This window comes from Promicromonospora sp. AC04 (assembly GCF_003058225.1).
Classification (GTDB): Bacteria; Actinomycetota; Actinomycetes; order Actinomycetales; family Cellulomonadaceae; genus Promicromonospora.
In genome coordinates this window covers 217,747-243,978 of the sequence record NZ_QBUG01000004.1, presented here as the reverse complement: position 1 = coordinate 243,978, position 26,232 = coordinate 217,747, and the positions used below count along the sequence as shown (strand labels likewise).

23 protein-coding genes and 1 riboswitch are annotated in these 26,232 nt (G+C 71.1%); of the genes, 11 read left to right on the top strand and 12 right to left on the bottom strand.

The genetic code is table 11. The features are described from left to right. Positions 1-105: 105 nt before the first annotated feature. Positions 106-3,174 carry a tetratricopeptide repeat protein gene (locus C8K30_RS12715; protein WP_108493275.1) on the top strand — a complete coding sequence of 1,023 codons (3,069 nt, stop codon included), beginning with the start codon at positions 106-108 and terminating at the stop codon, positions 3,172-3,174. Here C8K30_RS12715 and C8K30_RS12710 read toward each other — a convergent pair whose 3' ends face one another. The 3 genes from C8K30_RS12710 to C8K30_RS12700 all read right to left on the bottom strand — a co-directional run bounded on the left by C8K30_RS12710 (position 3,175) and on the right by C8K30_RS12700 (position 5,922). Next, entirely contained in the window at positions 3,175-4,149 is a 975-nt protein-coding gene (locus tag C8K30_RS12710) for a sulfotransferase family protein (protein ID WP_146197461.1), read from the bottom strand. Next, positions 4,146-5,090, bottom strand: a complete 945-nt coding sequence (locus C8K30_RS12705; protein ID WP_158281003.1) for a sulfotransferase — start codon at positions 5,088-5,090, stop codon at positions 4,146-4,148. Before C8K30_RS12705 ends, C8K30_RS12710 begins: the two co-directional genes overlap by 4 nt. Before the next feature lie 118 nt (positions 5,091-5,208). Next, the gene (locus tag C8K30_RS12700; RefSeq protein WP_108493272.1) at positions 5,209-5,922 is read right to left on the bottom strand and encodes a TylF/MycF/NovP-related O-methyltransferase; all 714 of its coding nucleotides are present in this window, start codon (positions 5,920-5,922) and stop codon (positions 5,209-5,211) included. Between the two features lie 161 nt (positions 5,923-6,083). Between C8K30_RS12700 and C8K30_RS12695 the strand changes: the two genes are divergently transcribed. From C8K30_RS12695 to C8K30_RS12680, 4 genes are all read left to right on the top strand, one after another. Then, the gene (locus C8K30_RS12695) at positions 6,084-6,908 is read left to right on the top strand and encodes a CAP domain-containing protein (protein ID WP_146197460.1); all 825 of its coding nucleotides are present in this window, start codon (positions 6,084-6,086) and stop codon (positions 6,906-6,908) included. A gap of 193 nt (positions 6,909-7,101) precedes the next feature. Further along, entirely contained in the window at positions 7,102-7,638 is a 537-nt protein-coding gene (locus tag C8K30_RS12690) for a CAP domain-containing protein (RefSeq protein WP_108493270.1), read from the top strand. Positions 7,639-7,737: 99 nt separating this feature from the next. Further along, a complete protein-coding gene (locus C8K30_RS12685) occupies positions 7,738-9,849 on the top strand; it encodes an acyltransferase family protein (protein ID WP_108493269.1) in 2,112 nt (703 codons plus the stop codon). Between the two features lie 19 nt (positions 9,850-9,868). Next, entirely contained in the window at positions 9,869-11,332 is a 1,464-nt protein-coding gene (locus tag C8K30_RS12680) for an NCS2 family permease (protein WP_108493268.1), read from the top strand. Between the two features lie 147 nt (positions 11,333-11,479). Here C8K30_RS12680 and C8K30_RS12675 read toward each other — a convergent pair whose 3' ends face one another. The 5 genes from C8K30_RS12675 to serC form a co-directional block, all read right to left on the bottom strand. Then, positions 11,480-12,511: a type IV toxin-antitoxin system AbiEi family antitoxin domain-containing protein gene (locus tag C8K30_RS12675; RefSeq protein WP_108493267.1), complete on the bottom strand. Its 1,032-nt coding sequence runs from the start codon at positions 12,509-12,511 to the stop codon at positions 11,480-11,482. Positions 12,512-12,831: 320 nt separating this feature from the next. Next, a complete protein-coding gene (locus tag C8K30_RS12670) occupies positions 12,832-14,136 on the bottom strand; it encodes an MFS transporter (protein WP_108493266.1) in 1,305 nt (434 codons plus the stop codon). After that, on the bottom strand, positions 14,133-14,588 hold the full coding sequence (locus tag C8K30_RS12665) for a MarR family winged helix-turn-helix transcriptional regulator (protein ID WP_108493265.1): 456 nt from the start codon (positions 14,586-14,588) through the stop codon (positions 14,133-14,135). Before C8K30_RS12665 ends, C8K30_RS12670 begins: the two co-directional genes overlap by 4 nt. 121 nt (positions 14,589-14,709) lie before the next feature. Next, positions 14,710-15,528, bottom strand: coding sequence for an MHYT domain-containing protein (locus C8K30_RS12660; RefSeq protein ID WP_233257159.1), 819 nt, complete (start codon positions 15,526-15,528; stop codon positions 14,710-14,712). 153 nt (positions 15,529-15,681) lie between these two features. Continuing rightward, positions 15,682-16,785 carry a phosphoserine transaminase gene (serC, locus tag C8K30_RS12655; protein WP_369940031.1) on the bottom strand — a complete coding sequence of 368 codons (1,104 nt, stop codon included), beginning with the start codon at positions 16,783-16,785 and terminating at the stop codon, positions 15,682-15,684. 89 nt (positions 16,786-16,874) lie between these two features. Between serC and C8K30_RS12650 the strand changes: the two genes are divergently transcribed. The 3 genes from C8K30_RS12650 (at position 16,875) to C8K30_RS12640 (ending at position 19,877) form a co-directional block, all read left to right on the top strand. Further along, positions 16,875-17,591, top strand: a complete 717-nt coding sequence (locus C8K30_RS12650) for a metal-dependent transcriptional regulator (protein ID WP_108493545.1) — start codon at positions 16,875-16,877, stop codon at positions 17,589-17,591. 143 nt (positions 17,592-17,734) lie between these two features. Continuing rightward, a riboswitch (cyclic di-AMP (ydaO/yuaA leader) is annotated at positions 17,735-17,924 on the top strand. A gap of 2 nt (positions 17,925-17,926) precedes the next feature. Then, positions 17,927-18,700: a C40 family peptidase gene (locus tag C8K30_RS12645; protein WP_165919595.1), complete on the top strand. Its 774-nt coding sequence runs from the start codon at positions 17,927-17,929 to the stop codon at positions 18,698-18,700. Positions 18,701-18,896: 196 nt separating this feature from the next. After that, the gene (locus C8K30_RS12640) at positions 18,897-19,877 is read left to right on the top strand and encodes a universal stress protein (protein WP_108493261.1); all 981 of its coding nucleotides are present in this window, start codon (positions 18,897-18,899) and stop codon (positions 19,875-19,877) included. A gap of 127 nt (positions 19,878-20,004) precedes the next feature. On the opposite strand, the gene C8K30_RS12635 is transcribed toward C8K30_RS12640, so the two are convergent. From C8K30_RS12635 to C8K30_RS12620, 4 genes are all read right to left on the bottom strand, one after another. After that, complete coding sequence (locus C8K30_RS12635; protein WP_108493260.1) at positions 20,005-21,285, bottom strand: aminotransferase class I/II-fold pyridoxal phosphate-dependent enzyme; 1,281 nt, start codon at positions 21,283-21,285, stop codon at positions 20,005-20,007. A gap of 16 nt (positions 21,286-21,301) precedes the next feature. After that, complete coding sequence (rocD, locus tag C8K30_RS12630; protein ID WP_108493259.1) at positions 21,302-22,753, bottom strand: ornithine--oxo-acid transaminase; 1,452 nt, start codon at positions 22,751-22,753, stop codon at positions 21,302-21,304. A 122-nt stretch (positions 22,754-22,875) separates the two neighbouring features. Further along, a complete protein-coding gene (locus C8K30_RS12625) occupies positions 22,876-23,658 on the bottom strand; it encodes a hypothetical protein (RefSeq protein WP_108493258.1) in 783 nt (260 codons plus the stop codon). Position 23,659: 1 nt separating this feature from the next. Further along, on the bottom strand, positions 23,660-24,142 hold the full coding sequence (locus C8K30_RS12620; protein WP_199230465.1) for an OsmC family protein: 483 nt from the start codon (positions 24,140-24,142) through the stop codon (positions 23,660-23,662). A gap of 147 nt (positions 24,143-24,289) precedes the next feature. Between C8K30_RS12620 and C8K30_RS12615 the strand changes: the two genes are divergently transcribed. The 3 genes from C8K30_RS12615 to C8K30_RS12605 all read left to right on the top strand — a co-directional run bounded on the left by C8K30_RS12615 (position 24,290) and on the right by C8K30_RS12605 (position 26,229). Further along, positions 24,290-24,850, top strand: coding sequence for a hypothetical protein (locus C8K30_RS12615; RefSeq protein WP_108493257.1), 561 nt, complete (start codon positions 24,290-24,292; stop codon positions 24,848-24,850). Positions 24,851-24,913: 63 nt separating this feature from the next. Continuing rightward, positions 24,914-25,717: a thymidylate synthase gene (locus C8K30_RS12610; RefSeq protein ID WP_108493256.1), complete on the top strand. Its 804-nt coding sequence runs from the start codon at positions 24,914-24,916 to the stop codon at positions 25,715-25,717. Continuing rightward, entirely contained in the window at positions 25,717-26,229 is a 513-nt protein-coding gene (locus C8K30_RS12605; RefSeq protein ID WP_108493255.1) for a dihydrofolate reductase, read from the top strand. Before C8K30_RS12610 ends, C8K30_RS12605 begins: the two co-directional genes overlap by 1 nt. Positions 26,230-26,232 lie beyond the last annotated feature (3 nt).

The following is a 26,232-nucleotide window of genomic DNA, read 5'->3' as shown; positions in this document are numbered from 1 at the left end:
GCGGAACTGCAACCCTTTGCACGACGCCGCATTAACGTGTCGCGTGATCCACCGCCTTACTACTCTCTTGCCTCCGGGTGCACTACGCCGAGGCAGGGGGAGACGATGGTCCGGTTTCAGCTGCTCGGTCACGTGTCCGCCAGAAGCGACCGCGGGCCGGTCCCGCTCGGTACGGCGCGTCAGCGGGCCGTGCTGGCAGCGCTGCTGGTCGAGCCGGGCGTGCCGGTCTCGCTCGACCAGCTGATCGAGCGGGTGTGGGGCGCGACGTCGCCGCACAGCGCGCGGCAGACCCTGCACAGCTACATCTCGCGGCTGCGGTCCGTGCTCGGTGACAAAGGGGGCCCGGCGCCGATCCGCCGGTCGGGCGGCTACGCGCTCGACGTCGACGCGGCCGCGGTGGACCTCCACCAGTTCCGCGGACTGGTCGCGCAGGCCAGGCGCGCCGACGACGACGGCGCCGAGGCCCTGTGGCAGGACGCCATGGCCCTTTGGCATGGCGTGCCGTTCGCCGACCTGGACAGCGACTGGCTGCGCTCGCTCGCCGTGACGCTCGAGGCCGAGCGGCAGGCGGCAACGCTCGACCATTACGACCTGCTGCTGCGTCGCGGGGAGCACGCGCGGCTCCTGCCCGAGGTTGCCGCCGCCGCGGAGGCGCACTCGTACGACGAACGTCTGGCCGGGCAGCTGATGCTCGCGCTGTACCGGTGCGGGCGTCAGTCCGACGCCCTGGAGCACTACCGGCAGCTCCAGGTACGCCTGGCCGATGAGCTCGGCAGCGACCCGGGGCCCGAGCTGCGCGACCTGCATCAGCGGATCCTGCGGCACGACCCGGAGCTGGCCCCGCCGGCCGGTGCACCGGGTCCTGACCTGACCGACCGCGAACTGAGCAGCCCGACCCCGGCCGCCGCGACCGACCGCGCGCGCCCCGCGCAGCTGCCCCTGGACGTCGCCGGGTTCACCGGACGCGACGACGACCTACTGCGGCTGGGCCAGCTGGTTTACGGCCCGGCGCAGGACGGCCCGGCGCGCACGGTAGTGATCACCGCGATCAGTGGCACCGCCGGTGTGGGCAAGACAGCGCTCGCGGTGCACTGGGCGCACCAGATCGCCGACCAGTTCCCCGACGGGCAGCTGTACGTGAACCTACGCGGGTACGACCCGGACCAGCCGGTACGGCCCACCGACGCGCTGGCCCGGTTCCTGACCGCGCTCGGCGTCCCGGAGCGTGACATCCCCCTGGACGACGACGAGCGGGCGGCCCGGTACCGCAGCGAGCTGGCCGGACGCCGGATGCTGATCGTGCTGGACAACGCCGGAAGCGTGGCCCAGGTACGGCCCCTGTTGCCCGGGAGCGGGTCGTCGTTGGTCGTGGTGACCAGCCGAGACAGCCTGGCCGGGCTGGTCGCCGTCCACGGTGCCCACCAGGTCGGCCTCGACGTCCTGCCCGCCACCGAGGCGGTCGACCTGCTGCACCGCCTGATCGGCGATCGGGTGATGGCCGAACCCGCAGCGGCCGCGACGCTCGCCGAGCAGTGCGCCCGGCTTCCGCTGGCGCTGCGGGTCGCCGCCGTGCTGGCCACGTCCCGACCGGACCGATCGCTGGCCGAGGTGGTCGCGGAGCTGGCCGATCGGCAGGAGCGGCTCGAGCTGCTCGATCCCGGCGGTGACCCGTACGCGGCCGTCCACGCCGTCTTCTCCTGGTCGATCCAGCACCTGCCCGAGCCGGCGGCACGCACCTTCCGGCGGCTAGGCCTGCACCCCGGCCCCGACCTGGACCCGTACGTGGCCGCCGCCCTGACCGGACTGGACCCGCACCAGGCCCGCCGGGTCCTGGAGGCGCTCGTCCGTGCCCACCTCCTGCATCGCACCGGCCCGGGCCGCTACGCCATGCACGACCTCCTGCGTGCATATGCCACCCACCTGACCCTCACCGAAGACAGCGACCAGGAACGCAAGGCAGCGGAGCAACGACTGCTCGCCTACTACCAGGCCTCGGCGGTCGCCGCCATGGATGTTCTGTACCCGAACGAGGCGCGTTACCGGCCGGAAGTCACCGGTGTGGACGTCGAGATCCCGGACCTGGTCGGGTCGGACGCGGCGCGCGGCTGGCTGGAGACCGAATGGCTCTGCATCGTGGCGATCGCCGGGCATGCCGACGCGGGTACGCCCGACTACGTTCACGGGTTCGCTCAGATCGTGAACATGTACTCGGGTGAGGCCCATTTCGCGGACCTGCTCACGATCAACGGCCACGCCCTGCGTGCCGCCGAACATGCCGGAGACCTGGCCGGGCAGGCCCACGCGCTCCGCCAGCTCGGCGTGGGCTACAAGCGGCTTGGCGAGTACGGCGCCTCCATCGAGCATGCGTGGCGGGCGTTGGCACTGTTCCGGCAGGTCGGTGACCTGGTGGGTGAGGCGCGCACGCTGAGCAACCTGGGCGGCGCCGAGAACACTCGCGGCCACTACAAGGACGCGCTCGGCCATCACCGTGAATCGGTAGCGGTGTTTCGGCGGATCGGGGACCGGCATGGCGAGGCGCTCGCGCTGAACAACCTCGGAGTGAGCGAAGCACGACTGGGCGATCTAGCCGCATCCGTCGAGGTTCAGCAGCAGGCCCTTGCCATCTTCCAGGATCTCGGCTCCCGGTTCAGTGAGGCCGTCACGCTCGGCAACATCGCCAGCGTCGAGATGCGCCGCGCGCGGTACACGGAAGCGGCCGATCTGCTGCAGCGGTCCATCGCGATCGCGGAGGAGATGGGTAGTCACCGCAGCCGGGCCAACGCCCTCGACACGCTCGGCTCCCTCCACCTCCGCCTGCGCGACCCGGACCGGGCTCGTGAGTGCTTCCAGCAGGCGCTGGCCCACTTTCGTGAGATCGGTGAGCGGACCTCCCAGGCGTGGTCGATCAACGGCCTCGGCGAGGTCGCCCAGTTCACCGGCGACCCGGCGGCCGCGCTGGCCCTGCACACCGAGGCGCTTGCCCTCGCGGCCGCTGACGGCGCCCGGCACCAGCAGGCGCGCGCCCATGCCGGCGTCGGCCACGCATACCGCTCCCTGGGCAATCCCGACCTGGCGCGGACCCACTACGAGCACGCCCACGTCATCTACACCGAGCTCGACATGCCCGACGCCGAGGACATGCGTGCCCAGCTGGAGGCCGTGCCGGTGGCGTGACTACGTCGCCAGATGACTACCTCGGCGAGGGGACTCCGGGGAACGCCTGAGCATCCCCCCGAGGCTCTGCCGGACGGCGGCCGGGACCACCTCGGGCGGCACGAGCTGCGCGATCCGCCGGGCGGGTGACGCCGCGAGCTTCCGGTGGATGTAGGGGTAGAGCGCACGGAGCCGGTCGAACTCGGCGCGGGTCCCGGCGTCGTCGTGCTCGGGGAGGGCGTCGAGGGCGGCCCACGTGTCGTCGGCCAGCCCGCGCAGCGGCGCGGGGACGGGCACGTCGTTCCAGGAGACGTCCGCCCGGTGCGGCGTCGGGCCGATGAGGGCGTTCACCCGCTCGAAGGCGTCCGCGTCGTGGGGGTCGATCATCGGGATGCCGAGCGCGGTCGCGGCACCGAACACCGGCCCGTCCCAGCCGTTGACCAGGTCGCGGTAGCGGACGAAGGCCCGCGGGGTCGCCCGCGTCGCGAGCTCGGCCCCGAGCATCAGGTTGATCCACCCCGCCACCCGGTCCACGAGCCCCCTGCCCTTGTAGTAGGCGGCGTTGCTGTCAACGGCCTCCGTGGGCGAGCGCAGCATCGTGATGGATGACGCCGCGGCCCCGGCGGTCGCGGCCGCCTCCTGCCAGAGCTCGAGGAACCAGAGCAGCCGCGGGTCCTTGATGACGAGGTTGCCGTGTGCCCCGATCTGGGCGGTGAGCCAGGTCTGGATCTGACTCAGCGCCTCCGCCTCGGCGCCCGCCCGGTCGACGAGGTGCCAGGCGATGGGGCGCGGGTCCGACGCCTGCACGTCGGCCGACCGCAGCAGGGCCTCGTGGAAGTCCACCACCCACCGCGGTTCGGAGAAGCCGCGGGGGTTCGAGGCGTCGGCCTCGACCTCCGGCTGTGGGACGTGCAGCCCGAACTGGCGCAGCACCCCGGCGAGCGCGCTCGTGCCGCTGCGGCCGCAGCCGGTGACGTAGACGACGCGGGCGGTCATCGGGCGCTCGCTGTCGGGCCGAGCTGCGCCGGGGCCCACGGTGCCGCCTGGTCGAGCACGTCCAGGTCGTAGCCGTGGGCGCGGATCCGGTCGCCGAGGTGCTCGCTCACGACGTTCCGGTAGCGGGGGAGCAGGGCGACGTCGGCGAAGTCACGCAGCAGGTCGCCCCGGGACGGACCCGTGCGCGAGCCGATGTGCGTGAGGTGGGTCCGGACGCGGCCACCGAGCTGGCCGCGTCCGCCCGTCCGCCACAGCTCGGCGTACCGGTTGCTGCGACCGGCGTCCAAGGCGTCGACGGTGCTGCGGTCCAGCTCGACGTCCAGGAACTGCGCGACGCGGCCGAGCTGTTGCGCGGGTTCGCGCATCAGATGCTCGTACCGCAGCACGAGCAGGTTCTCGATGTGCAGCGCGTCCTCCGCGAAGACGTCGTGCGCGTGCACCCAGTGCTCGATCAGCCGCGGGAAGCCGTAGGTGTACCGCCCACGGGTGTGCGTGGCCCACTTGCGCACCGCCAGCGCCTGCACCACGGGGTGGCGCGTCACGACGATGAAGCGCGACCTCGGGAAGACCTCCTGGAGGTAGCGCATCTTCGTCAGGTTGGGCGGCGACTTCTCGACGAGCACCGCCCGCTCGAGGTCCCAGTAGGGCGACCAGCTCTGCCAGAGCCGGGCTCCGGCGTCGGGCGTGCTTTTTGCGTCCTTTTCGGTGAGGTGCGCCCGCGGATGAAACGACCATTGGGATGTATTGCCCAGACTGCCCACATATGTGTCCTGAATGTGCTGTCCCTCATTCATGGCGGCGCCGGTTCCGGTCAGGCCGGAAGCGTTCGGGCTCGAACCGAGAATGCGGGCAACAAGGGTGGTGCCGCTGCGATGAAGACCACCCACAAAGGCGATGCGCCGGTCGTTCCAGGGCTTGCTGCTCGTACTCGTTCCGGACATGGGAAACCTAAGCTGGTCGACAGGAATGGGATCGCTGGTGCCCCGCAAAAATATGCGATGAATGTGCCGCGTGCGACCCGAATCGTCCGATCGGAACCGCATTCCTGACCCGCGACCGTCACACCTTGATCAGGTGCGGCCTCCGCAGCGTCTCGACCCGCACGTCCGATCGGCTCGAGAGGAACTCGTCCACCGCCTTGCGGCAGCCTGACCAGCGGAAGTAGTCGTCCACCACCACCGCGCCGCCGTCCGAGACCCGCGGCCAGATCCGGTCCAGGCAGACCTTCACGGACTCGTACCAGTCGCCGTCGACGTGGGCCAGGGCCACGGGCCCCGTGGGCCGCACGGTGTCCTGGAACAGTCCCTCGACCAGGGTCACGTTCCGCTCGTCGAGGTCGACGCCGCAGTTGCGGAAGTTCTGCGCCACCCGGTCGCGCAGGTTCTCCTGGTAGCCGTAGTAGACGTCGCCGCCCAGCCCGGTGGCCGACCCGGCGGCGATGCGCTCGTACCGTCGCTGCACGTCTTCGCCGTCGGCGTCGGTGGGCGGGGGGATGAGGCCGAACACGTCGTGCACGGTCATCGGCCGGTCGCGCCGCTTCGTGGCCGCGAGCACGATCGCCGACCCGCCCAGTGCGCACCCCGCCTCGATCACGCTGCCGGGAACACGCGCCGACTCGACGGCGCGCATCCGGTCCCGCAGCTCACCCAGCACCTCGGGCGGGATGAGCGTGAGCCGCCGCCGACGGACCCGGTAGATCAGGGCAAGGCCCGCCAGGTCGGCCGCCGCGAGGCGGCCGGTCACGGTCGGCCTGTTGAGGGGCCGGGTTGGCATCGCGTCTCCTTGATCGGTGACCACACGGTGGCACGGCCACGGGGGGCGTGCCAAGGGAATGGTCCGGGCGGCTGCGGCCTGGCCGCGGCAGGTGCGCCCCGCATACAGAGCGACCTTCGGGGCATTCCGTACCGCCGTGATCGCCGGTATTGTCCGGACTCGTGTCCCCAGCACACCGTACGACGTCGTCCGCGGCCCAGCCGGGGCGTGCCCCGCGCCGGGCCCTCGCCCGCGCGATGCTGGCAGTCGTGGTGGGCGCGTGCCTCACGGCGTGCGCCGGGCTCCTCGATCCCGGCGCCGAGCCCATGCCCGCGCCGGGGATAGCGCCCGGTGTCGTGGGCGAGGCGATGGCGGCGGAGCTGGCGCCGTCCGCCCACCCCACCTCGGTGGGCGCGATCCACGGGGAGCACGACCAGGAGTCCGCTGCGGTGGACGTGCAGCCGGCGCCGAGCGGTTCGGCGTCGCGCAGCTCGGAGCGCGATTCGATACCCGGGGCGAGCGGCGGCTCGGGTGACGGCTCCGGCGGCGGGACCGACGGCGGTACGGGGGACGAGACCGGGGACGGCTCGGGCGATGGCTCCGGGGACGGCGGGACCGAGCCCGACCTGACCGATGCCGTGCAGTACGCCGAGGCGCTGGAGGACGCGGTCAACGGCCACCGCACGGCGAACGGCCTGTCGGCCCTGGTCCACGACGACTGCGCGTACGACGTCGCGCTCGAGCGGGCCCAGGCGCTGATCGGACAGGAGCTGGCGCACGCGCCGCTCGAGCCGATCTTCGAGGCGTGCCCCACCACGGCGGTGGCGGAGAACCTCGCCAAGGGCGGGTGGACGCCGGCGGAGGCCGCGCAGGGCTGGATGGACTCGGAGGGCCACCGCGCCAACATCCTGAACGGCGACCTGACCCGCGGCGCGATCGCCTGCGTGCCCGACGGCGGCGACCCCGCCGCGCCGGTCATGATCTGCGCGCACGTGTTCCTGGCGTAGGGACGCCTCGCCGGTGAGGCGTGCTCCCCGGGGTTTGAGGGCGGGACCTTGCGCTTGAGGGCGGGACCTTGCGCCTGAGGGCAGGACCTTGCGCCCGTGGACGGCGAGCCTGCGCCCGTGGACGGCCGGCCTGAGCTTGTGGACGGCGAGCCTGCGCTTGTGGACCGCAGACGTGCGGTGTCGAATCGACGTCGTGGCCCGCCTCCCGACCCGCCTCGCCGTCACGCTCGTGGCGGCCGCCGCGCTGCTTGCGGCTTGCTCGGCGATGCCGGGCGGCGGCCGGGACGGCACCCCGGAGCTGACTGCGGCGCCCGAGGCGACCTGGACGGCGCCCGGCGACGTCGACCTGACCGACCCCGGGCAGTACGCGGCGGCCCTGGAGGACGGCGTGAACGCGGCCCGCGCGCAGGTGGGCGTGCCCGAGCTGGAGCACGACGACTGCCTTCAGCCCGTCGCGGTGGAGCGGGCCGCGGCGCTGGTCGGTGCGCCGAAGCTGGTGCACGCACCGCTGCCGCCCGTGCGGAAGAGCTGCCCGGGCGGGCTCGTTGCCGAGAACCTCAGCCGCACCGCCAACCCGCCGCAGGACGTCGTGCAGGCGTGGCTGGACTCGCCGTCGCACCGGGACAACCTGGTGAGCACGGAGGTGCAGCGTGGCGCGATCGGGTGCGTGGTCGACGGCGGTACCGTCGAAGCGCCGGTGCTGGTCTGCTCCCACCTGTTCCTGGACTGAGCCGTTCTCCTCAGGCCCTCCCCGATAACCCGGCAACCTGCCCCGTTGCGCCCGTTATGGTGTGTGACGGCCCCAGTCTGGAACGACCGCAGGAGAAAAATGGCGCAGGCGACGACCGCCGTCGACCGACCCACCGGACCGCCCGCGGAGCCCCGCGGTCCAGGGCCGGACCCGTCGCCCGCCACCCCGGGTGCGGGGCACGCGTTCCGCACCGACATCAACGGGCTGCGCGCGGTCGCCGTGCTCGCCGTCGTCGTCTACCACGCGGGGATCGCGATCCCCGGCGGGTTCACGGGCGTCGACGTCTTCTACGTGATCTCCGGCTACCTCATCAGCTCGCTGCTGCTGCGCGAGGTGCACCGCAGCGGGACCGTCGACCTCGTCGAGTTCTGGACCCGCCGCATGCGGCGGCTCGTGCCGGCGCTCGCGCTGGTCGTCTCGGTCACGCTGCTCGGGTGCGTCCTGATCCTGTCGCCGCTGGTCTGGGGCCGCCTCGCGTGGCACGGGGCGTCGGCGATGCTGTTCGTCTCCAACCTGCTGTTCCCGTACCAGGGGCAGAACTACTTCTCCGACTCCGTCACCCCGAGCCCGTACCTGCACACCTGGTCGCTCGGCATCGAGGAGCAGTTCTACATCTTCTGGCCGCTGCTGATCCTGCTGGCCGTCGCCCTGGCGCGGCGCACCCGATTCCCGGCCCGCCGCATGCTGCAGGTCCTGTTCGCGGGGACGTTCGTGGTGTCGCTGGCGGCCTCGGTGTGGCTGACGGCGGCCGCCCCCGACTGGGCGTTCTACATCCTGCCCACCCGGGCCTGGGAGTTCGCGGGCGCAGCCCTCGTCGCGACGCTGCCGTGGGGGAAGCTCGCCGAACGCTCCCGCCTGCGGCCGGGCGTGCTCCGGGCGCTGCTCGGCACCGCCGGGTTCGCGCTGCTGGCGCTCTCGTTCGCGTTCGTGCACGAGACCGACCCGTTCCCCGGCACCATCGCCCTGCTGCCCGTGGGCGGCGCGCTTCTCGTGCTCGCCGCGGGCAGCGTCTCGGCGTCGGGCACGGCGTCCGGTGCGACGTCCCGTACGTGGGTCGACCGCGTGCTCGACCTGCCGGTGCTGCAGCGGCTCGGCGACGTCTCCTACTCCTGGTACCTCTGGCACTGGCCGTTCGTCGTGCTCACCACCGCGGCGGTGCAGGACGACGCGATCTGGATCAAGGTGCTCGCCTCGCTCGGCGCCCTCGGCGCCGCGTTCGCGACCTACCACTGGGTCGAGAACCCGGTCCGATTCAGCCGAGCCATGAAGTCGTGGCGGCGCACAGCGGCCGTGACGATAGTGATCGGGCTCGCCGTCGGCGGCCTCAGCGTCGGCACCCGGGTCGCGACCGGGGCCGTGCTGCAGCGCGAGCCGTACGCCACGGCGGTCGAGGCCGGTGCAGAGCCGAAGCCGTACGGGTGCACGGAGATCACCCGGACGACGTCGGGCACCGACGTCTGCATGCTCGGCGACATCTCCGCCACCACCACCGTGCTGCTGCTGGGCGACTCGCACACCATGCACTGGATCCCCGCGTTCGACGCCGCGGCCGACGACGCCGGCCTGCGCCTCGCCGTCCGCTGGCGGCACGGCTGCCCCGCCGCGAAGGTCGACGTCGAACAGCCGGCCGAGCGCGGGCCGTGCGGCGACTTCCAGGCCGAGTCGATGCGCGTCGTCGACGACCTGCGGCCCGACGCCGTCGTCGTCAGCCAGGCGCAGATCTACGCCAGCCGCATGCAGCACGCCGACGGCAGCTGGATGACCGAGGACGAGGTGCGCAGCACCTGGGCCAGCGCGAACGACGAGCTGTTCGCCCACCTCACCGCCGTGACGCCGTCCGTGGTGGCGGTCAAGGACAACCCGCAGCTCGACGTCGACCCGCTCGAGTGCCTCACCCGGCCCCTGACCGGGCTCGGCGACTGCAGCATGTCGCGCGCGGAGGCCGAGGAGTCCAACGGCGACCTGCCCGGCATCAGCGCCGGCATCTGGAAGAAGTACGGCGTCAAGACCTGGGACGGCGTCTGGTCGCAGACCTGCGACGAGCGGACCTGCAGCGTCGGGGACATCAGCCACCCCGTCTACCGGGACTTCCACCACCTCAGCGTCCAGTACGTGATGACCCGGGTGCCCTCCGTGGAGCGGATGCTCCGGACCGCGGTACGCGGCACGCCGTCGAGCGACATCGGGTAACGAAGGGGAACATCGGACCATGGCTCACGACCAGGCCCAGGCTCGGGGCGTCATCGACCGGTTCTTCAAGATCAGCGAACGCGGGTCCACGGTGTGGACGGAGGTGCGCGGCGGGCTCGTCACCTTCTTCACGATGAGCTACATCGTCGTGCTCAACCCGCTCATCCTGGGCACCGTGCCCGACGGCTCGGGGCAGTTCCTCGGCGGCGACTCCTCGGCGGGCGACCTTCCGGCGATCGCCGCGGCCACCGCCCTGGTCGCCGGCATCATGTCGATCCTCATGGGGGTCGTCGCGAACTTCCCGCTGGCGCTCGCGGCGGGCCTCGGCCTCAACGCCGTCGTCGCCTTCTCCGTGGCCGCGCTGCCGGGAATGACCTGGGCCGATGCCATGGGCATCGTCGTGCTGGAAGGCCTCGTCATCCTGATCCTCGTGGTCACCGGCTTCCGGGAGGCCGTGTTCAAGGCGGTGCCGCGCGAGCTCAAGATCGCCATCAGCGTGGGCATCGGCCTGTTCATCACGTTCATCGGCGTGTTCGACGCCGGCTTCGTGCGCATCCCCGCCTCCCTGGCGACCCCGACGGAGCTCGGCATGGGCGGCTCGGTCGGCGCCTGGCCGCTGTTCGTGTTCGCGTTCGGGCTGCTGCTCGCCGCGGTCCTGATGGTGCGCAAGGTCCGGGGCGGCATCCTCATCGCCATCATCGCGTCGACGGTGCTCGCGCTGGTCATCGAGGCCGTCGGCAGCATCGGCGCGCGCTCCGACGACAACCCGGGCGGCTGGGCGCTCAACGTCCCCGCGCTGCCGGACTCCTTGGTTGCGCTGCCCGACTTCTCGCTCATCGGCCAGTTCTCGCTGTTCGGGTCGATCGAGAAGATCGGCGTCGTGGCCGTGATCCTGCTGGTGTTCACGCTCCTCATCGCCGACTTCTTCGACACGATGGGCACGATGGTCGCCATCGGCGGCGAGGCTGGGCTGCTCGACTCGAAGGGTAACCCGCCCCGGACGACCCAGATCCTGGTGGTCGACTCGCTGGCCGCCGTGTCGGGCGGTGCCGGCTCCGTCTCCTCGAACACGGCGTACGTCGAGTCGGCGTCCGGCGTGGGCGACGGCGCCCGGACCGGGCTCGCGGCCGTGACGACCGGTGTGGCGTTCCTGCTGACGACGTTCCTGTCGCCGCTCGTCGAGGTGGTGCCGCACGAGGCCGCCACCCCCGTGCTCGTGATCGTCGGGTTCCTCATGGTCGTCCAGGTGACGGGTATCGACTGGACCGACCTCGAGGTCGCCATCCCCGCGTTCCTCACCATGGTGCTCATGCCGTTCGCGTACTCGATCACCGTCGGCATCGGGGCCGGTGTGATCTCGTTCGTGCTGCTCAAGGTCGCGGTCGGCAAGGTCGGCAAGGTGCACCCGCTGCTGTGGGTGGCGGCGGCGCTGTTCGTCGTCTACTTCCTGATGGGCCCGATCCGCACCGCGGCAGGCATCTAACGGCCCACCCGCCCGCTCGCGCCCCCGTGACCCCCGCTGCTCGGCCAGCTGCCCGATCCGGAGCCCCGACAAGGTCCGCTTCCACCAAGCAGTTACGCATGGAAATGGCGCCAGGACCATGCGCAACTGCTTGGTGGAAGCGGACCTTCAGACCGGTGTGATCGCCCGACGGCGGTCAGCGGGGTCCAGGTCGACGGTCGCGCCCTGGGCGGCGTACTGACCAGGGCGCCAACGGTGCTTCGCCAGCACCTTCGCGATCTGTGCCCCGATCCCGCCCGGCTTGTTGTTGTCCGTCGGCTTGAACCGGAGCAGCACGATCCGGTCGGAGGCCAGAAGCTGGTTCTGTCGCGGAGCGTCCCGGACGAGTGCCTGGGGCGTGCTGTGCGGGCCGACGCCATCGATCTCGACGACAAGCCAGCGACCGCCAGGCAGTTGCCAGATGAAGTCGACGCGCGCGACGACCTTGCCGCCCACGACGATCCGGACCTGGATGTCGTCCGGCGGTACGCCGTTGTCGTGGCACGAGAGTCGCGTGGACGACTCGGCCGGGGACTCGGCCCGCTTGTCGACCAGCGGAAACAGGTCGTGGACGTGCGCGGCCCCCGGATGGCCGCGCAGCATGTCGTGGACGGCGGCGAGCCTGTTCGGCGTCATGCCGAGCCGCCGGGCGACGTCGTCGAGGACCGCGAGGACGTTCTCCCGCGGCAGCCTGGGAAGCGCCTGGGCCAATGCATGGTCGAGGCGAGCCACCGCACGGTCGCCGATCCGGTCGGTGGGGAACGAGCCGTACTGGCGTACCGCGCCGGCGCGGTGCCTTCGCGGCGTTCCGTCTGGCATCGCGACCTCGGCCAGGAAGTCCCGGGGCAGCCCTTGTACGCCGTGCAGCACCAGGGCACTGGCCCCCGCCGCGATCGCTGTGGGGCCGTGGCACAGCAGCGCGAGCCACGTCCGCCAGCGTTCGGCGTGAGTGAACCAGTCGTCCCGGACCCGGGCGTTCAGCGGGACCGGGTTGGTGTCGTAGACGCCGCGCGCCGGTCTGCGCCAGCGGTCTTGCTTGACGAGCCGGCAGCGGGTCTGGCGGCTGATGCCGAACGTGTCGCACTGGCGACTCGTCAGAAGTCCTTGTTGCCTGTGCAGTGTGCGTTCGGCGTCGGCGGGGATCTTGAAGGGTGTTCGCATGTGCCGATCGCAGCAGAAGGTCGGCGTCCGCGGCGGTAGGAGATCGTGCCGCTGTGGACGGTGGGGCCGAGCGGGGTGCTGTGGTCGCGCTCGTCACACTGTCCCGCCGCCGGGAGGGTCGTTGACGTCCGACGTCGAGTAGCGGCCGCCACCGTCGGCCCCAACGGAAAAGGTCCGCTTCCACCAAGCAGTTGCGCATGGATCTGACGCCAGAACCATGCGCAACTGCTTGGTGGAAGCGGACCTTGAGGCGGCCCGCCGGTTGAGCGCCTCGCTCGGCGCGGCGGGCCGCCGGTTGAGCGCCTCGTTCGGCGCTCGGGTCAGGCCGCCAGGATCTGCTTCTCCGGTTCTGGGGTCAGGTCCGGGTAGGTGACCTGGAGGTACGGGCGGGGGATGCGGCGGGTGTGGGAGAGGCGGGCGCGCACGCGCACGTGCCACGTCTTGGCCGCCCAGACGGTAGCTACCGCCGCCACCAGCAGTGTCGCCACGGCTCCGATGAGCACGGCGTACCGCGGGCCGAACGTCTCGCCGATCCAGCCGATCACCGGGGAGCCCAGGGGCGTGGTGCCGAGCAGCACCATCATGTAGATAGACATGACGCGACCACGCACCTCGGGCGCCACCGAGAGCTGGATCGCCGCGTTCGCCGACGTCAGCATGGTCAGCGACGCGAAGCCGACGGGGATGCACATCAGCAGGTAGCCGAGGTAGGTCGGCATGACGGCCTGGATCCCCATGGCGATCGCGAACGCGAACGCCGCGCCCAGCACGAGCCGCACGCGCGGCCGCTCACGCCGGGCCGCCAGGAGCGCCCCCGCGAGCGAGCCGATCGCCAGGACCGAACCGAGGATGCCGTATTCGCCCGCACCCCGGCCGAACTCGACGCGCGCCATCATGGCGGACGTCAGCTGGAAGTTGAGGCCGAACGTGGAGACCACGCCCATCACGATCATGATCACCACGATGTCGCTGCGCCCGCGGATGTAGGCGAGACCCTCGCGGATCTGGCCCTTGGCGCGCGAGGCGGTGGGCATGGCGCGCAGGTCGCGCATCCGGGTGAGCGCGAGGATGACGGCGCCGAACGCGATGCCGTTGATGATGAACACCCATCCGGTGCCGACGGCGGCGATGAGCAGACCCGCCACGCCCGGCCCGATGAGCCGTGCGGCGTTGAAGTTCGTCGAGTTGAGCCCGACGGCGTTCGCGAGCCGCTTGGTCGGCACCAGCTCGGACACGAAGGTCTGGCGGACGGGGCCGTCGACGGCGCTCACCACACCCAGCAGGGTCGCGAACACGTACACGTGCCACAGCTCGGCCGCGCCGGACAGCACCAGCGCACCGAGCCCGAGGCCCAGTACGCCCATGCCGCCCTGCGTGATCATCAGGAGCTTGCGGCGGTCGACGCGGTCGGCGAGCAGGCCGGCCCACGCGGACAGGAAGATGTGCGGGATGAACTGCAGCGCGGTGACGATTCCCACGGCGACGCCGGAGTTGTTGGTCAGGACGGTCAGTACGACCCAGTCCTGCGCCACGCGCTGCATCCAGGTGCCGATGTTGGCGACGAGAGCGCTGGCGAACCAGAGACGATAGTTACGGTATTTCAGGCTGGCGAACGTTGCGCTCATCGAGCGGCGATCCGGATGAGGAGCTCGTTGGCTCCTGCAAGGATCTCTCTCTCCTCTACGGTCAGGGTGGACAGCTGTTTGGTGAGCCAGGCGTCGCGACGACGCCGGGTCTCGGCGACCTCGCGCTCGCCCGCCGTGGTGAGCCGGACGACGACCTGGCGCTTGTCCGTCGCGTGCTCGACCTTCTCGACGAGGCCGAGCTCCACCAGGGTGTTCACGGCTCGGGTCATCGACGGCGGGCGGACTCGCTCGTGCTCGGCGAGGGAGCCGGGGGACATCTCGCCGTGCTTGTGCAGCACGGTCAGGATCCCGAACTGCCCCTCGGGGAGGTCGGCCTCGCCGCGCTCGGCGCGCAGGCGGCGGGAGATGCGGGTCAGGGCGACGCGGAGGTCGCCTCCGACGGTGGCCGGGCTTCGGCTGGATCTGCGAGAGCTCGACGACACCCGTGACAGTCTAGATCATTAGCCTTGCTAACGGTACGTGGGTGTGGTCACACCAACGGCGCCGTCCCGGAGGACGACGAAGCGCCCGGCCCCGAGCAGGGGGCGGGCGCTCCGAGGTGCTGCCGGGTTGTCAGCGCGCGCGGTGTGACTGCGCGAACTGAGCGGGACCCGGCTGCAGCTCCTGCTGCACGTTCTCGAACCGCTGGCGCTGCTCGCTGTGCGCCTTGAGCCGGTTCTCGAACTCGGCCTGCGTGCGCAGCTCGTCCTCGGTGGGCCACAGGCCGATCCCGAGGATGAGCAGGAACGTCACGACGCTCACCGCCATCACGAGCGGCACGAGCAGCTGCATGGTGGACGCGCCCGCGGGGACCATGTCGACGGGGTTGACCACGGAGACACCCGCCATGCCGGTGTAGTGCATGCCGGTGACGGCGATCCCCATGACGAGCGTGGCCACGATGGTGGCGAGCGTGCCGCGGATGTGGACCGTGCACCACAGCGCGGCCGTTGCGGCGACGATCGCGATCGCGACCGATGCGACGACGTAGGCCGGGTTGTAGACGACCTGCGCCGACATCTCCATCGCTTCCATGCCCATGTAGTGCATGGCCGCGACGCCGGCGCCCGCGAGGGCACCGCCCACGAGCATCGCCGGGAGCTTTCGCTTGCCCAGCTCCGTGATGAACAGGCCGGCCCCCACCACGACGATCGCGATCGCCGCGCTCAGGAGGGTCTCGGGAATGTTGTATCTGATGGTCACGCCGGACGCGGAGAAGCCGAGCATGGCGACAAAGTGCATCACCCAGATCCCGGTTCCGCCGAGGGCGACGGCACCGAAGACGAGCCACGCCGCGCGGGTGCCGCCCGAGGCCGCTCTGGCCCGGGACGTGCACGCGAGGCCCGTCGCTGCGCCGGTACACGAGATCGCGTACGCCAGCAGGGGCGTCACGATCCCGAATGTGAAGTGGTCGATCACTGGCATGGTGTTGAACAGCCCCTCAGAATGGTTCCCGCCGTTGCGGGAACGTTACAGAGTCCCTGTACTCCCGGACAATAGGCAGAACTCCCCGTCAAGGGGGTATTGCGGACGTGATCAGGCTGGTCAGAGGCTTTCGACGATGTAGTCGACGCACGCGGTGAGCGCGGCGACGTCGTCGGGCTCGACGGCCGGGAACATCCCGACGCGGAGCTGGTTGCGCCCGAGCTTCCGGTACGCGAACACGTCCTGGACGCCGTTCGCGCTCAGCTCGGAGAGCACCCGCCCGGCGTCGATCTCGGGGGCCAGGTCGATAGTGCCGACCACCGTGGACCGCTCCTCGGGGCGCTCCACGAACGGCGTCGCCCACTCCCTGGCCTCGGCCCAGGAATAGAGGGTCTCGGCCGACGTCGCACAGCGCTTCGTCGACCACTCCAGCCCGCCCTGGCCGATCAGCCACTCCACCTGGTCGGCCAGGAGCAGCAGCGTCGCGACGGCGGGCGTGTTGAGGGTCTGGTCCTGGCGCGAGTTCTCGATCGCCGTCGTCAGCGACAGGAACTCCGGTACCCAGCGTCCCGAGGCCTCGACCCGTGCGGCGCGCTCGACGGCGGCGGGGGAGAGGACGGCGAGCCACAGGCCGCCGTCGGCCGCGAACGCCTTCTGCGGGGCGAAGTAGTAGGCATCGGTCTGGCTCAGGTCCACGGGCAGGGCACCGGCGCCGGACGTCGCGTCGGTGAGCACGACGGCGCCGTCGGGCCCGGACGGGCGCCGCACCGGGGCCATCGCCCCCGTCGAGGTCTCGTTGTGCGGGGTGGCGTAGGTGTCGACGTCGTCGGCGGGCTCGAGGTAGGCGACCGTGCCCGGCTTCGCCGAGATCACCTGGGAGGGCTCGAGGAACGGGGCGCGCGAGGTGGCCGTGGCGAACTTGCCGCCGAACTCGCCGAACGAGGCGTGCTGCGCCTTGCGCTCCACGAGGCAGAGCGTCGCGACGTCCCAGAAGGCGGTGGAACCGCCGTTGCCGAGCGCCACCTCGTAATCTTCGGGCGCGCCGAGCAGCTCCGTGACACCCTCACGAATGCGGCGCACCAGGTCCTTGACGGGTGCCTTGCGGTGGGATGTGCCGAGCACATGGGCGTTCGCCACGAGATGATCGACCTGGCCCTGGCGCACCTTGGAGGGGCCGGAGCCGAAACGGCCGTCGCTGGGCAGCAGGTGTGTCGGGATTGTCAGTGGCACAGAACTAGACTAGAACCTGGGCCGACGCCCGGGGCGCCGAGCCCAGGGGCGACTGGACGGCTGCGCGCATGACGGGAGCTGACGTGACGGATCTGATCGACACCACCGAGATGTACCTCAAGACGATCTACGAGCTCGACGAGGAGGGCATCACCCCCCTGCGCGCGCGCATCGCGGAGCGCCTGGGGCATTCCGGGCCGACGGTGTCGCAGACGGTCGCGCGCATGGAGCGCGACGGGCTCGTGATCGTGACCGGCGACCGCCACCTCGAGCTGACCGAGCTGGGCCACGACAAGGCGATGCGCGTGATGCGCAAGCACCGTCTCGCGGAGCGCCTGCTGACCGACGTCATCAAGCTCGACTGGGAGCACGTGCACGTCGAGGCGTGCCGGTGGGAGCACGTCATGAGCGACCTCGTGGAGAAGCGCCTCGTGGGCCTGCTGGACCACCCGCACCACGACCCGTACGGCAACCCGATCCCCGGCCTGTCGGAGCTCGGCGAGGCCTACACGGACGTGCCGTTCCTGACGGGCGTGATCTCCCTGCCGTCCGCCTTCGAGGCGGCGGCGAAGAAGGGCGTCAAGGGCGAGCCGCTCGCGGCGTCGCTGACCCGCATCGCGGAGCCGCTGCAGACGGACGTCGAGCTGCTCGCTCGCCTGTCCGACGCCGGCCTGGTGCCCGGCTCGCGGATCACCGCGGAGCTGAGCGACGGGACCTACACCGTGACCGTCGACGGCGCCGGTACGGCGCTCGAGCTCAGCGAGGATCTGGCCCGCCATCTCTTCGTCGCGACGGCCTGAGCGAGCCCTCCGGACTGCCCGGTTTGTCGGAAAGGCGCAACCGCATTTCCGACACGGCATGGCATTCGTTGCCGGAACGTGACATCGGGGGTGACGTCCGGTACGTTCGGATCGCTCCCCCGGAGTTATTCGTGGGAGTCCTCGGACGGACGCCGAACTCTGTCACCGGCTGAGGCCCCAAGACGACCGCATGACAGAGGCGGGGGACCCACCACTGGGCGCCAGGGCGCGTCCTCGGGGTGAAGCCGGGTAGTTCTTCGGAATTGCACGGCCGGGTGATTTCTCCCACCCGAACCCGACAGCTGACCTCGAAGGCGTACAAGGAGAGGTTCTACGTGACTGCACGTACCACCCGCGCACGCCATCGGGCTGCGCGACGACCCGTGACTCCGCTCACCGAGCTTGCCCAGAACGCCGCCGTAGGTCGCCGTACCGCGGTCGCCGCGGCCGGTGGTGCACTTCTTGTCTCGACCTTCGGTGGCGCGATGGCTGCGCAGGCCGCTCCGATGGAGACCGGCCACGCCAAGATGAACTCGGTGGACCTCAACGCGCTGACGGCGCAGGCCCGGGAGTCGCTCGCAGCCGCGCCCGTCGTGACGGTCGCGCCCGACGCTGAGCTCACCGTGGAGAGCTCCGCCGTCTCCGTGGTCTCCGCCGCCGAGAACGACGAGTACCAGGCCGAGATCGCTGCCGAGGAAGCCGCGGAGGCCGCTGAGGCTGCCGCCGCCGAGGCCGCTGAGGCCGTTTCCACGTCGGTCGACATCCCCGACTCGGCGATCGGCAACTCCGTCATCTCCATCGCGAGCCGCTACATCGGCGTCCCGTACGTCTCCGGTGGCTCCAGCCCGAGCGGTTTCGACTGCTCGGGCTTTACTGCGTACGTCTACGGTCAGCTCGGGATCTCGCTGCCGCACTCGTCGTCGGCACAGCCTGGCTACGGCACCATCGTGCCGGCCTCCGAGGCCCAGCCCGGCGACCTCATGTGGACGCCCGGCCACGTCTCGATCTACGCGGGTGGCAACACGATGATCGACGCGTCCAAGCCCGGCACCGTCGTCGACTTCCGTCCCATCTGGCAGTCGAACCCCACGTTCGTCCGCATGGGCTGATCTCGGCCCCGCAGGACTGCTCAGCAGAGCGCCTGTCCGGTCTCGGCAGGCTCGACCCCGGTGGTCGGGCTCGTAGACAGGACGGGCGCTCTGCTTTGCCATTTTTCTGCAGTCTTTTTGCCGGCAGTTACCCATAATCCGCGCGCCGCCGGTAGCGTTGGATTGCAAAGGTGCACTGCCGAAGAAAGGGCTGGCGATGACACGATCCGAGGTCGTACTGGTCGGGGTGGACGGATCGGCCGCGAGTCTGCACGCGCTGGACTGGGCTACCGCTTACGCACATCGGGTGGGCTGGGCGTTGCACATCGTGTGCAGCTATTCACTGCCGTCGTTCACGGCCGCGTCGCTCGACGGCGGGTACGCCGCCCTCGACGACACCACCATCCAGGAGGGCGCCAAGGCGGTCCTGGTCGAGGCGGAGGCTCGTGTGGCCGACGCCGGCGTGCGCGCCACCACGGAGGTCGCCACCGGTGACGCCGCGGGCGTGCTCGTGGAGCTGTCCGCCGACCACGGGCTCGCCGTCGTCGGTACGCGCGGCCGGGGTGGGTTCACGGAGCGGCTGCTGGGCACGGTGTCGTCCGCGCTGCCCGCGCACGCGAAGTGTCCGGTGGTCGTGGTGCCGCTGCGCGCGGAGACCAACCGGGGCGTCTCGTGGAAGGCGCCGGACGCCGAACCGGGCGAGCCCGGGGGCGCGGCAGCCTCGGAGACCGACACGGCGCCCGGGGCGGCCGAGATCCGGGAGGTGCGCCGCATCGTCGTCGGCGTGGACGGGTCTCCGCAGGCCGAGCGGGCGCTGCAGCACGCGATTGTGCAGGCCAACGCCTGGGGCGCGGAGCTGACGGCCGTCACCGGTGTGCCGGTGGGGAACGGCGGGATGCTGGCGTGGCTGCCGTCCTCGGTCGACCGGGAGCAGGTGCTCGCCGACATCGGGGCCGGCATGGACGTGCTCGTCGACAAGTACGAGGCCGAGAACCCGGGGCTGCGGATCCGGCGGATCGTGCTGGACGGCACGGGCGCGGAGCTGCTGACGGAGTTCTCCACCGCGTCGGACCTCGTGGTCGTGGGCTCGCGCGGGCGCGGCGGGTTCCGGGGGCTGCTGCTGGGCTCCACGAGCCAGGCCGTGCTGCACCACGCGGCGTGCCCGGTGCTCGTGGTGAACAAGCACTGCCCGGAGTAACCCCGACCCACCCCTTCCGCCGAAGTGGAACCCTGGTTCGATAGAACTTGGCGAGAAAGAACTCTGGCGAGGTAGAACCACAGCGATCTGTGGTTCTACCTCGCCAGAGTTCTTTCTCGCCAGGGATCTACTTCGCGGCCGCGGCCTCCGCGGCGGCGAGGAGCACGCAGGTGGCCACGCCGTCCATCGACGTGCGGACCTCCTCCAGCGGGGGCATCGACGGCGCGAGGCGCACGTTCTTGTCCTCCGGGTCCTTGCCGTACGGGTAGGTGGCGCCTGCCGGCGTGAGCGCGATCCCGGCCTCCTTGGCCAGCTGCACCACCCGGGACGCCGTGCCCGGCGCGACGTCGAGCGACACGAAGTAGCCGCCCTTGGGCTCGGTCCACGACGCGATGCCGTACCCGCCCAGACGCTCGGCCAGGATCTCGACCACTGCCTGGAACTTGGGCGCCAGGATCTCGCGGTGCTTGCGCATGTGCTCGCGCACGCCGTCGGCCGAGCCGAAGAACATCGCGTGCCGCAGGTGGTTGAGCTTGTCCGGGCCGATCGAGGCCGCGGACAGGTGCTTCTTGAACCAGGCGATGTTGGCCGCCGAGCTCCCCAGGAACGCGACGCCCGCGCCCGCGAACGTGATCTTGGATGTGGAGGCGAACAGGAGGACGCGGTCCGGGTGGCCCGCCTCGGCCGCCAGCGCGATGGCGTTGGGGCTGGTCACCTCGTCGTCCGTCAGGTGGTGCACCGCGTACGCGTTGTCCCACAGGATGCGGAAGTCCGGCGCGGCGGTGGGCATGGAGACCAGAGCGCGGGCGACGTCGGCGGTGATGACCGCGCCGTCCGGGTTGGAGTACGTGGGGACGACCCACATGCCCTTGATGGTGGGGTCGGCCGCGACGAGCGCGGCCACGGCCTCGGCGTCCGGACCGTCCGGCGTCATCGGGACCGGGATCATCTCGATGCCCATGGCCTCGCAAATCGTGAAGTGCCGGTCGTAGCCCGGCACGGGGCAGATCCAGCGGACCTTGTCCTCGCGCGCCCACGGCTTCGGCGAGTCGGGGAAGCCGAACAGCTCGGCGAACGCGACGACGTCGTGCATGGTGGTGAGCGAGGCGTTCCCGCCCGCGAGAAGCTGCTCGACGGGCACGTCGAGGAGCTCGGCGAAGATGCGCCGGATCGCGAGCCCGCCGTCCAGACCGCCGTAGTTGCGGGCGTCCGTGCCGGTGTCGTCGGCGTGCACGCCGACGCCGGGCAGGGCCAGCATGGGCTCGGCGAGGTCGAGCTGCTCGGCCGACGGCTTGCCGCGCGTGAGATCCAGCTTCAGGCCCTTGGCCTGAAGCTCGGCATAGGCACGCTGGAGCTCGGGGAGGGCCGGGAGCGTTGCGGTGTTGTGGGACGACGTCGTAGTGGTCACCCCCGGGAGCCTACGCTCAGCCGGCGGTCGGTGACAGTTCGGACGGCTCGCCCTTGCCCCTGAGGCTCTTGCCCTTGGTTCCCCTGGTTCCCTTGGCGACGGCGGCGGCGTCGGTGCTGTCGGACGTCTCGGCGGACATCTCGGTAGGCGGGTCGACGGCGTCGTCCTCTGGTGCGCTGGGCTCGTCGCCCTCGGATACGCCGGGCTCATCGCCCTGGTCCGCATCCTCACCCGAGCCCCCGTCGGAGTCCTCGTCCCGGAGCGCCACCAGCGACTCCTCGAGGATGTCCAGCGCCATCTCCAGCTCGGGCTGCACTATCGACAGCGGCGGCGACAGGCGGATCGTCGCCTCGTGCGTGTCCTTCGCGAGCACCCCGCGCTCCAGCAGCGCTTCGCACAGGTCGCGCCCCGTGCCGAACGCCGGGTCCATGTCGATGCCCGCCCACAGCCCGACGCTGCGCGCCCCGGTCAGCAGGCCCCGGTCCACGAGCGCGTCGAGCCGCTCCTTGAGCACCCTGCCCGACGCCGCCGCGCGCGCCTGGTACTGCCCCGTAGAGAGCAGGTCGAGCGCCGCGATGCCGACCGCGCACGCCAGCGGGTTGCCGCCGAACGTCGAACCGTGCGTGCCGGGCGTCAGGACGCCGAGGATCTCCGGCTTGCCGACCACCGCCGAGACCGGGAGGATCCCGCCGCCCAGCGCCTTGCCCAGACAGACCAGGTCCGGCTGCACGTCCCAGAGCTCACAGGCCAGGGTGGTGCCGGTGCGGCCGAGGCCCGACTGGATCTCGTCGGCGACCAGGGCGATGTTCTTCTCCGCGGTGAGGGCGCGCAGGCCCGGCCAGAAGTCGTCCGGCGGCACCACCACACCGGCCTCGCCCTGCACCGGCTCCATGAGGACGGCCACCGTGGTGTCGTCCACGGCGTCGGCCACCGCTGCCAGGTCGCCGAAGGGGACCTGGACGAACCCAGGGGCGAAGGGGCCGAACCCGCCGCGGGCGGTCGGGTCGTCCGAGAGGCCGACGAGCGTGGTGGTGCGGCCGTGGAAGTTGCCCTCGGCGACCACGATGGTCGCCTGGTCCTCGGGCACGCCGCGCACGTCGTAGCCCCACTTGCGGACCGCCTTGATCGCGGTCTCCACGGCTTCGGCGCCCGTGTTCATCGGTACGACGAGGCTGCCCTCGCCGCCGGTCGTCAGCAGCCCCACGACCTCGACGAGCCGCTGGGCGAACTCCTCGAGCCGGTCATGGTCGAACGCACGGGACGTCAGCGTGACCTGGCGCAGCTGCGTCATCGCAGCGGCCACCAGGCCCTGGTGCAGGTGCCCGAAGTTCAGGGCCGAGTACCCCGACAGGAAGTCGAGGAACTCGTTGCCGTCCGTGTCCCATACGTGTGTACCGTGCGCCCGCGCGATCGTGACCGGCAGTGGATGGTACGTCGGGGCGAGTGCGCCCTGCGTCGTGTCCGCCATGCCCCGCAGCCTAGGTCGGGTTTCGGAAACTCGCCGAGCAGTTGGCGGATATCGGCCGCTCGACCCTTCGACAGTCTCGGACGGGCGCCCCTCGACAGGCTCGGGACGGCGCCGGGTCCGGGCTACCTCTGCTCGATGACGCGCGGGAACCGGCCCGGGGGAGTGCCGAACGCGACCCGGGACTGGGCGATCACGCCGTGGCCGAGGGCGCGCGCCCCGACCCAGCCGACCACCGCGCCGATGCCGAACGGCAGGATGCGGCCCAGCAGCAGGCCGCTCTGCTTGGCGACCTGCTTCCTGATGAACTGATGCGTGAGCGCCTTGTTCACCCGCTGCAGCGTGGTGCGCGGCATCGTCGTGAGCAGCACCTTGCCCCACGCGACCCCCGAACCGCCGATGGCGTCCTCGACGTCCTTGGCGCCCTGGTCACCGAGCACAGTGGCGAGCAGCAGCGCCCGTCGGCGCGGGACGTCCTGGACGTCGATGCCGTGCACGTCGGCCACCGCGAGGGAGAACGCCGCGGACGAGGCGAAGAACGTGGCCACGTCGCTCGTCGACAGCGCGACGCTCGCCGCGGTGCCGACCGCCGGGAACGCGGCGGCCGCGCCGACGGCGCCGCCCGTGGTCTGGATGACCCGGAGGTACTCCTTCTCCAGGAGCCGGATGATCTCCGCCGGCGTCGCGTTGGGGTTCCGGGCGCGCATCTTGTCCACATGCTTGTGGATGGTCGCCGACGGGATGGTCACCGCCTTGTCGACCAGGTAGTCCAGGGGGCCCTCTGGCTTGTAGTTGACCCAGTCCGCCGGCGTGACCTCCACGGAGTTGTCCGGCTTGACGATCGCGTCGCCCGGAGTCGCCTGGCCGTTGGACTCCGGCGCGGTCAGCCGCTGCTTGTCGTCGGTCATGTCAGCCCTCCGCCGGCTGGTCGAACTGCGCGTCCGGAACCTGGGCGCCGGCCTTGAGCGTGCGGCCCACGGTGCACGTCTTGTCGATCGACCGCTGGGCGATCGTCAGGAGCTTCGCCCGGTCCTCGTCGCTGAGGGTGGACAGGTCGATCTCGAACTTCTCGGTGAGCACCGGGTACCGGTCCTCCGCCATGTCCTTCGGGTCCTCGACCCGGATGGTGGTCTTGTAGTCGTCACCCAGACGGCGCGAGAACGCCCTGTCGCTGCTCATCCCGGCGCACGCCGCGAGCGCGATCTTCAGCAGCTCGCCCGGCGTGAACACCGCCCCGGCACTCGCGGGCCCGATCTCGACGCGGGCGCCGCGGGCCGAGAAGCCCGTGTACGTGCGCGTTCCGTTGCGCTCGACCCACAGCGGGTCGGTGGGCGAGGGGGTCACGGCGTCTTCGGTGCTCGTGGCGCCCGAGGTGGTGGTCTGCTCCGTCATGAGGATCATCCTTCCACTGGTCACCGACACGGTCACGGAGCTGGGTCCAGCGCCTCCGGTCGGTCCGGCCCAATGGTCAACGCGGACGGCGTTCGTGACGTTCCCGTTCGCCGCGCAGACTCGCCACGGCGCTGCAACGATCGTGCCATGGCGCAGAACGTGAGCGGCAAGCCGGAGGCGACCGGTCCGACGTCGGGCGGCGCGCGGTGGAGTCCGGACTGGCGCGACATCGGGAAGCGCGTGCTCGGCGTGCTCGGCGTGATCCTGGGCGTGTGGCTGATCTACCTCTTCCTGTCCGCGTTCCTGCCGCGCTGGTGGGCTCAGGTGATCGGCAACGCGGTGGACGGGTCGTTCGCCGCGGGTGCCTGGTGGGGGCTGATGACCGGGGCGGTGTTCACGCTGGTACCGGTGCTGCTCCTGGCCCTGGCGGTCCTGTCCAGGCGGTCCTGGCAGGTACGCAGCGCGTACGTGGTGCTGGCCGCCCTGTTCGCGGTGCCGAACCTGCTGACGCTCGGGATCGTGCTGGGGACGTCGGCCGCGTCGCACGCGGGCGAGCGGATCCTCGACGTGGACGGGCCGGCGTTCCGCGGCGGGTCCGCGTGGGGCGCCGTGGCCGGGGTCGTCGTGGCGCTCGTGATCGTGACGATGGGCGTGCTGTACCGCCGTCGTGGGGCCCGGCTCAAGGACCTGAAGACCGAGCAGGACTGATCGTTCCGGGCGGAGACGGTGCGTCTCCGGGCTCACCGAGGTGCCCGTCGTAGTCTTTGCCACATGAGCGAGATCGACACCCCGTACGAGGACCTGCTTCGCGACGTGCTCGCCACCGGGACCCCCAAGGGCGACCGGACCGGCACGGGCACGCGCAGCGTGTTCGGACGGCAGATCCGGTACGACCTGACGCAGGGGTTCCCGCTGATCACCACCAAGCGCGTGCACCTCAAGTCGGTCGTGTACGAGCTGCTGTGGTTCCTGCGCGGCGACTCCAACGTGCGCTGGCTGCAGGAGCGCGGCGTGAAGATCTGGGACGACTGGGCCGACGAGTCCGGCGAGCTGGGCCCGGTGTACGGCGTCCAGTGGCGCTCCTGGCCCACGCCCGACGGCGGGCACGTGGACCAGATCGCGAAGGTCGTCGAGCAGATCCGCACCAACCCGGACTCGCGGCGGCACGTCGTCACGGCCTGGAACCCGGCCGAGGTGGACGACATGGCCCTGCCGCCGTGCCACGCCCTGTTCCAGTTCTACGTGGCCGACGGCAAGCTGAGCTGCCAGCTCTACCAGCGCTCGGCGGACCTGTTCCTCGGGGTGCCGTTCAACATCGCCTCGTACGCGCTGCTCACGCACATGGTCGCGGCGCAGACCGGCCTCGACGTCGGCGAGTTCGTGTGGACCGGCGGCGACGTGCACATCTACGACAACCACGTGGAGCAGGTCGAGACGCAGCTCGCGCGCGACCCGTACCCGTACCCGTCGCTGCGGCTGGCCCCGCGCGACTCGATCTTCGACTACGAGTTCGAGGATGTCGAGGTGCTGGGCTACGTGTCGCACCCCACCATCAAGGCCCCGATCGCCGTCTGATGATCGGGCTCATCTGGGGACAGGCGCGCGACGCCGCAGGCCGGCCCGTCATCGGCGCGGGCGGTGACATCCCGTGGCACGTGCCGGAGGACTTCGCACACTTCAAGCGGACGACGGCGGGACACCCCGTCGTGATGGGCCGGCTCACCTGGGAGTCGCTGCCGAAGCGCCCGCTGCCCGGCCGCACCAACATCGTCGTCTCGTCGCGCGGCCCGTTCGGCGTGCCGGACGCCGAAGCCGACGTCGTGCCGGCCGGGTCGATCGGCGAGGCCCTCAAGATCGCGGCGGACGCGCCCGGCGGGGACGAGATCTGGGTCATCGGCGGATCCCAGATCTACAGCGAGTCGCTGCCGATCGCCGACGTGCTCAAGGTCACCGAGATCAACACCGAGGTCGAGGGCGACGCGTTCGCCCCCGAGATCGGCGCGGAGTGGTCGGTCGCCTCGTCGACCGAGTGGACGACATCGTCGTCGGGCCTGCGCTACCGCCACCTGACCTACCGCCGAAAGTAGCCG

Coding starts and splice junctions, on each gene's coding strand:
- C8K30_RS12715 (WP_108493275.1), top strand. CDS start 106: ATGGTCCGGTTTCAGCTGCTCGGTCACGTGTCCGCCAGAAGCGACCGC.
- C8K30_RS12710 (WP_146197461.1), bottom strand. CDS start 4,149: ATGACCGCCCGCGTCGTCTACGTCACCGGCTGCGGCCGCAGCGGCACG.
- C8K30_RS12705 (WP_158281003.1), bottom strand. CDS start 5,090: ATGTCCGGAACGAGTACGAGCAGCAAGCCCTGGAACGACCGGCGCATC.
- C8K30_RS12700 (WP_108493272.1), bottom strand. CDS start 5,922: ATGCCAACCCGGCCCCTCAACAGGCCGACCGTGACCGGCCGCCTCGCG.
- C8K30_RS12685 (WP_108493269.1), top strand. CDS start 7,738: ATGGCGCAGGCGACGACCGCCGTCGACCGACCCACCGGACCGCCCGCG.
- C8K30_RS12680 (WP_108493268.1), top strand. CDS start 9,869: ATGGCTCACGACCAGGCCCAGGCTCGGGGCGTCATCGACCGGTTCTTC.
- C8K30_RS12675 (WP_108493267.1), bottom strand. CDS start 12,511: ATGCGAACACCCTTCAAGATCCCCGCCGACGCCGAACGCACACTGCAC.
- C8K30_RS12670 (WP_108493266.1), bottom strand. CDS start 14,136: ATGAGCGCAACGTTCGCCAGCCTGAAATACCGTAACTATCGTCTCTGG.
- C8K30_RS12640 (WP_108493261.1), top strand. CDS start 18,897: ATGACACGATCCGAGGTCGTACTGGTCGGGGTGGACGGATCGGCCGCG.
- rocD (WP_108493259.1), bottom strand. CDS start 22,753: ATGGCGGACACGACGCAGGGCGCACTCGCCCCGACGTACCATCCACTG.
- C8K30_RS12625 (WP_108493258.1), bottom strand. CDS start 23,658: ATGACCGACGACAAGCAGCGGCTGACCGCGCCGGAGTCCAACGGCCAG.
- C8K30_RS12620 (WP_199230465.1), bottom strand. CDS start 24,142: ATGACGGAGCAGACCACCACCTCGGGCGCCACGAGCACCGAAGACGCC.
- C8K30_RS12615 (WP_108493257.1), top strand. CDS start 24,290: ATGGCGCAGAACGTGAGCGGCAAGCCGGAGGCGACCGGTCCGACGTCG.
- C8K30_RS12610 (WP_108493256.1), top strand. CDS start 24,914: ATGAGCGAGATCGACACCCCGTACGAGGACCTGCTTCGCGACGTGCTC.
- C8K30_RS12605 (WP_108493255.1), top strand. CDS start 25,717: ATGATCGGGCTCATCTGGGGACAGGCGCGCGACGCCGCAGGCCGGCCC.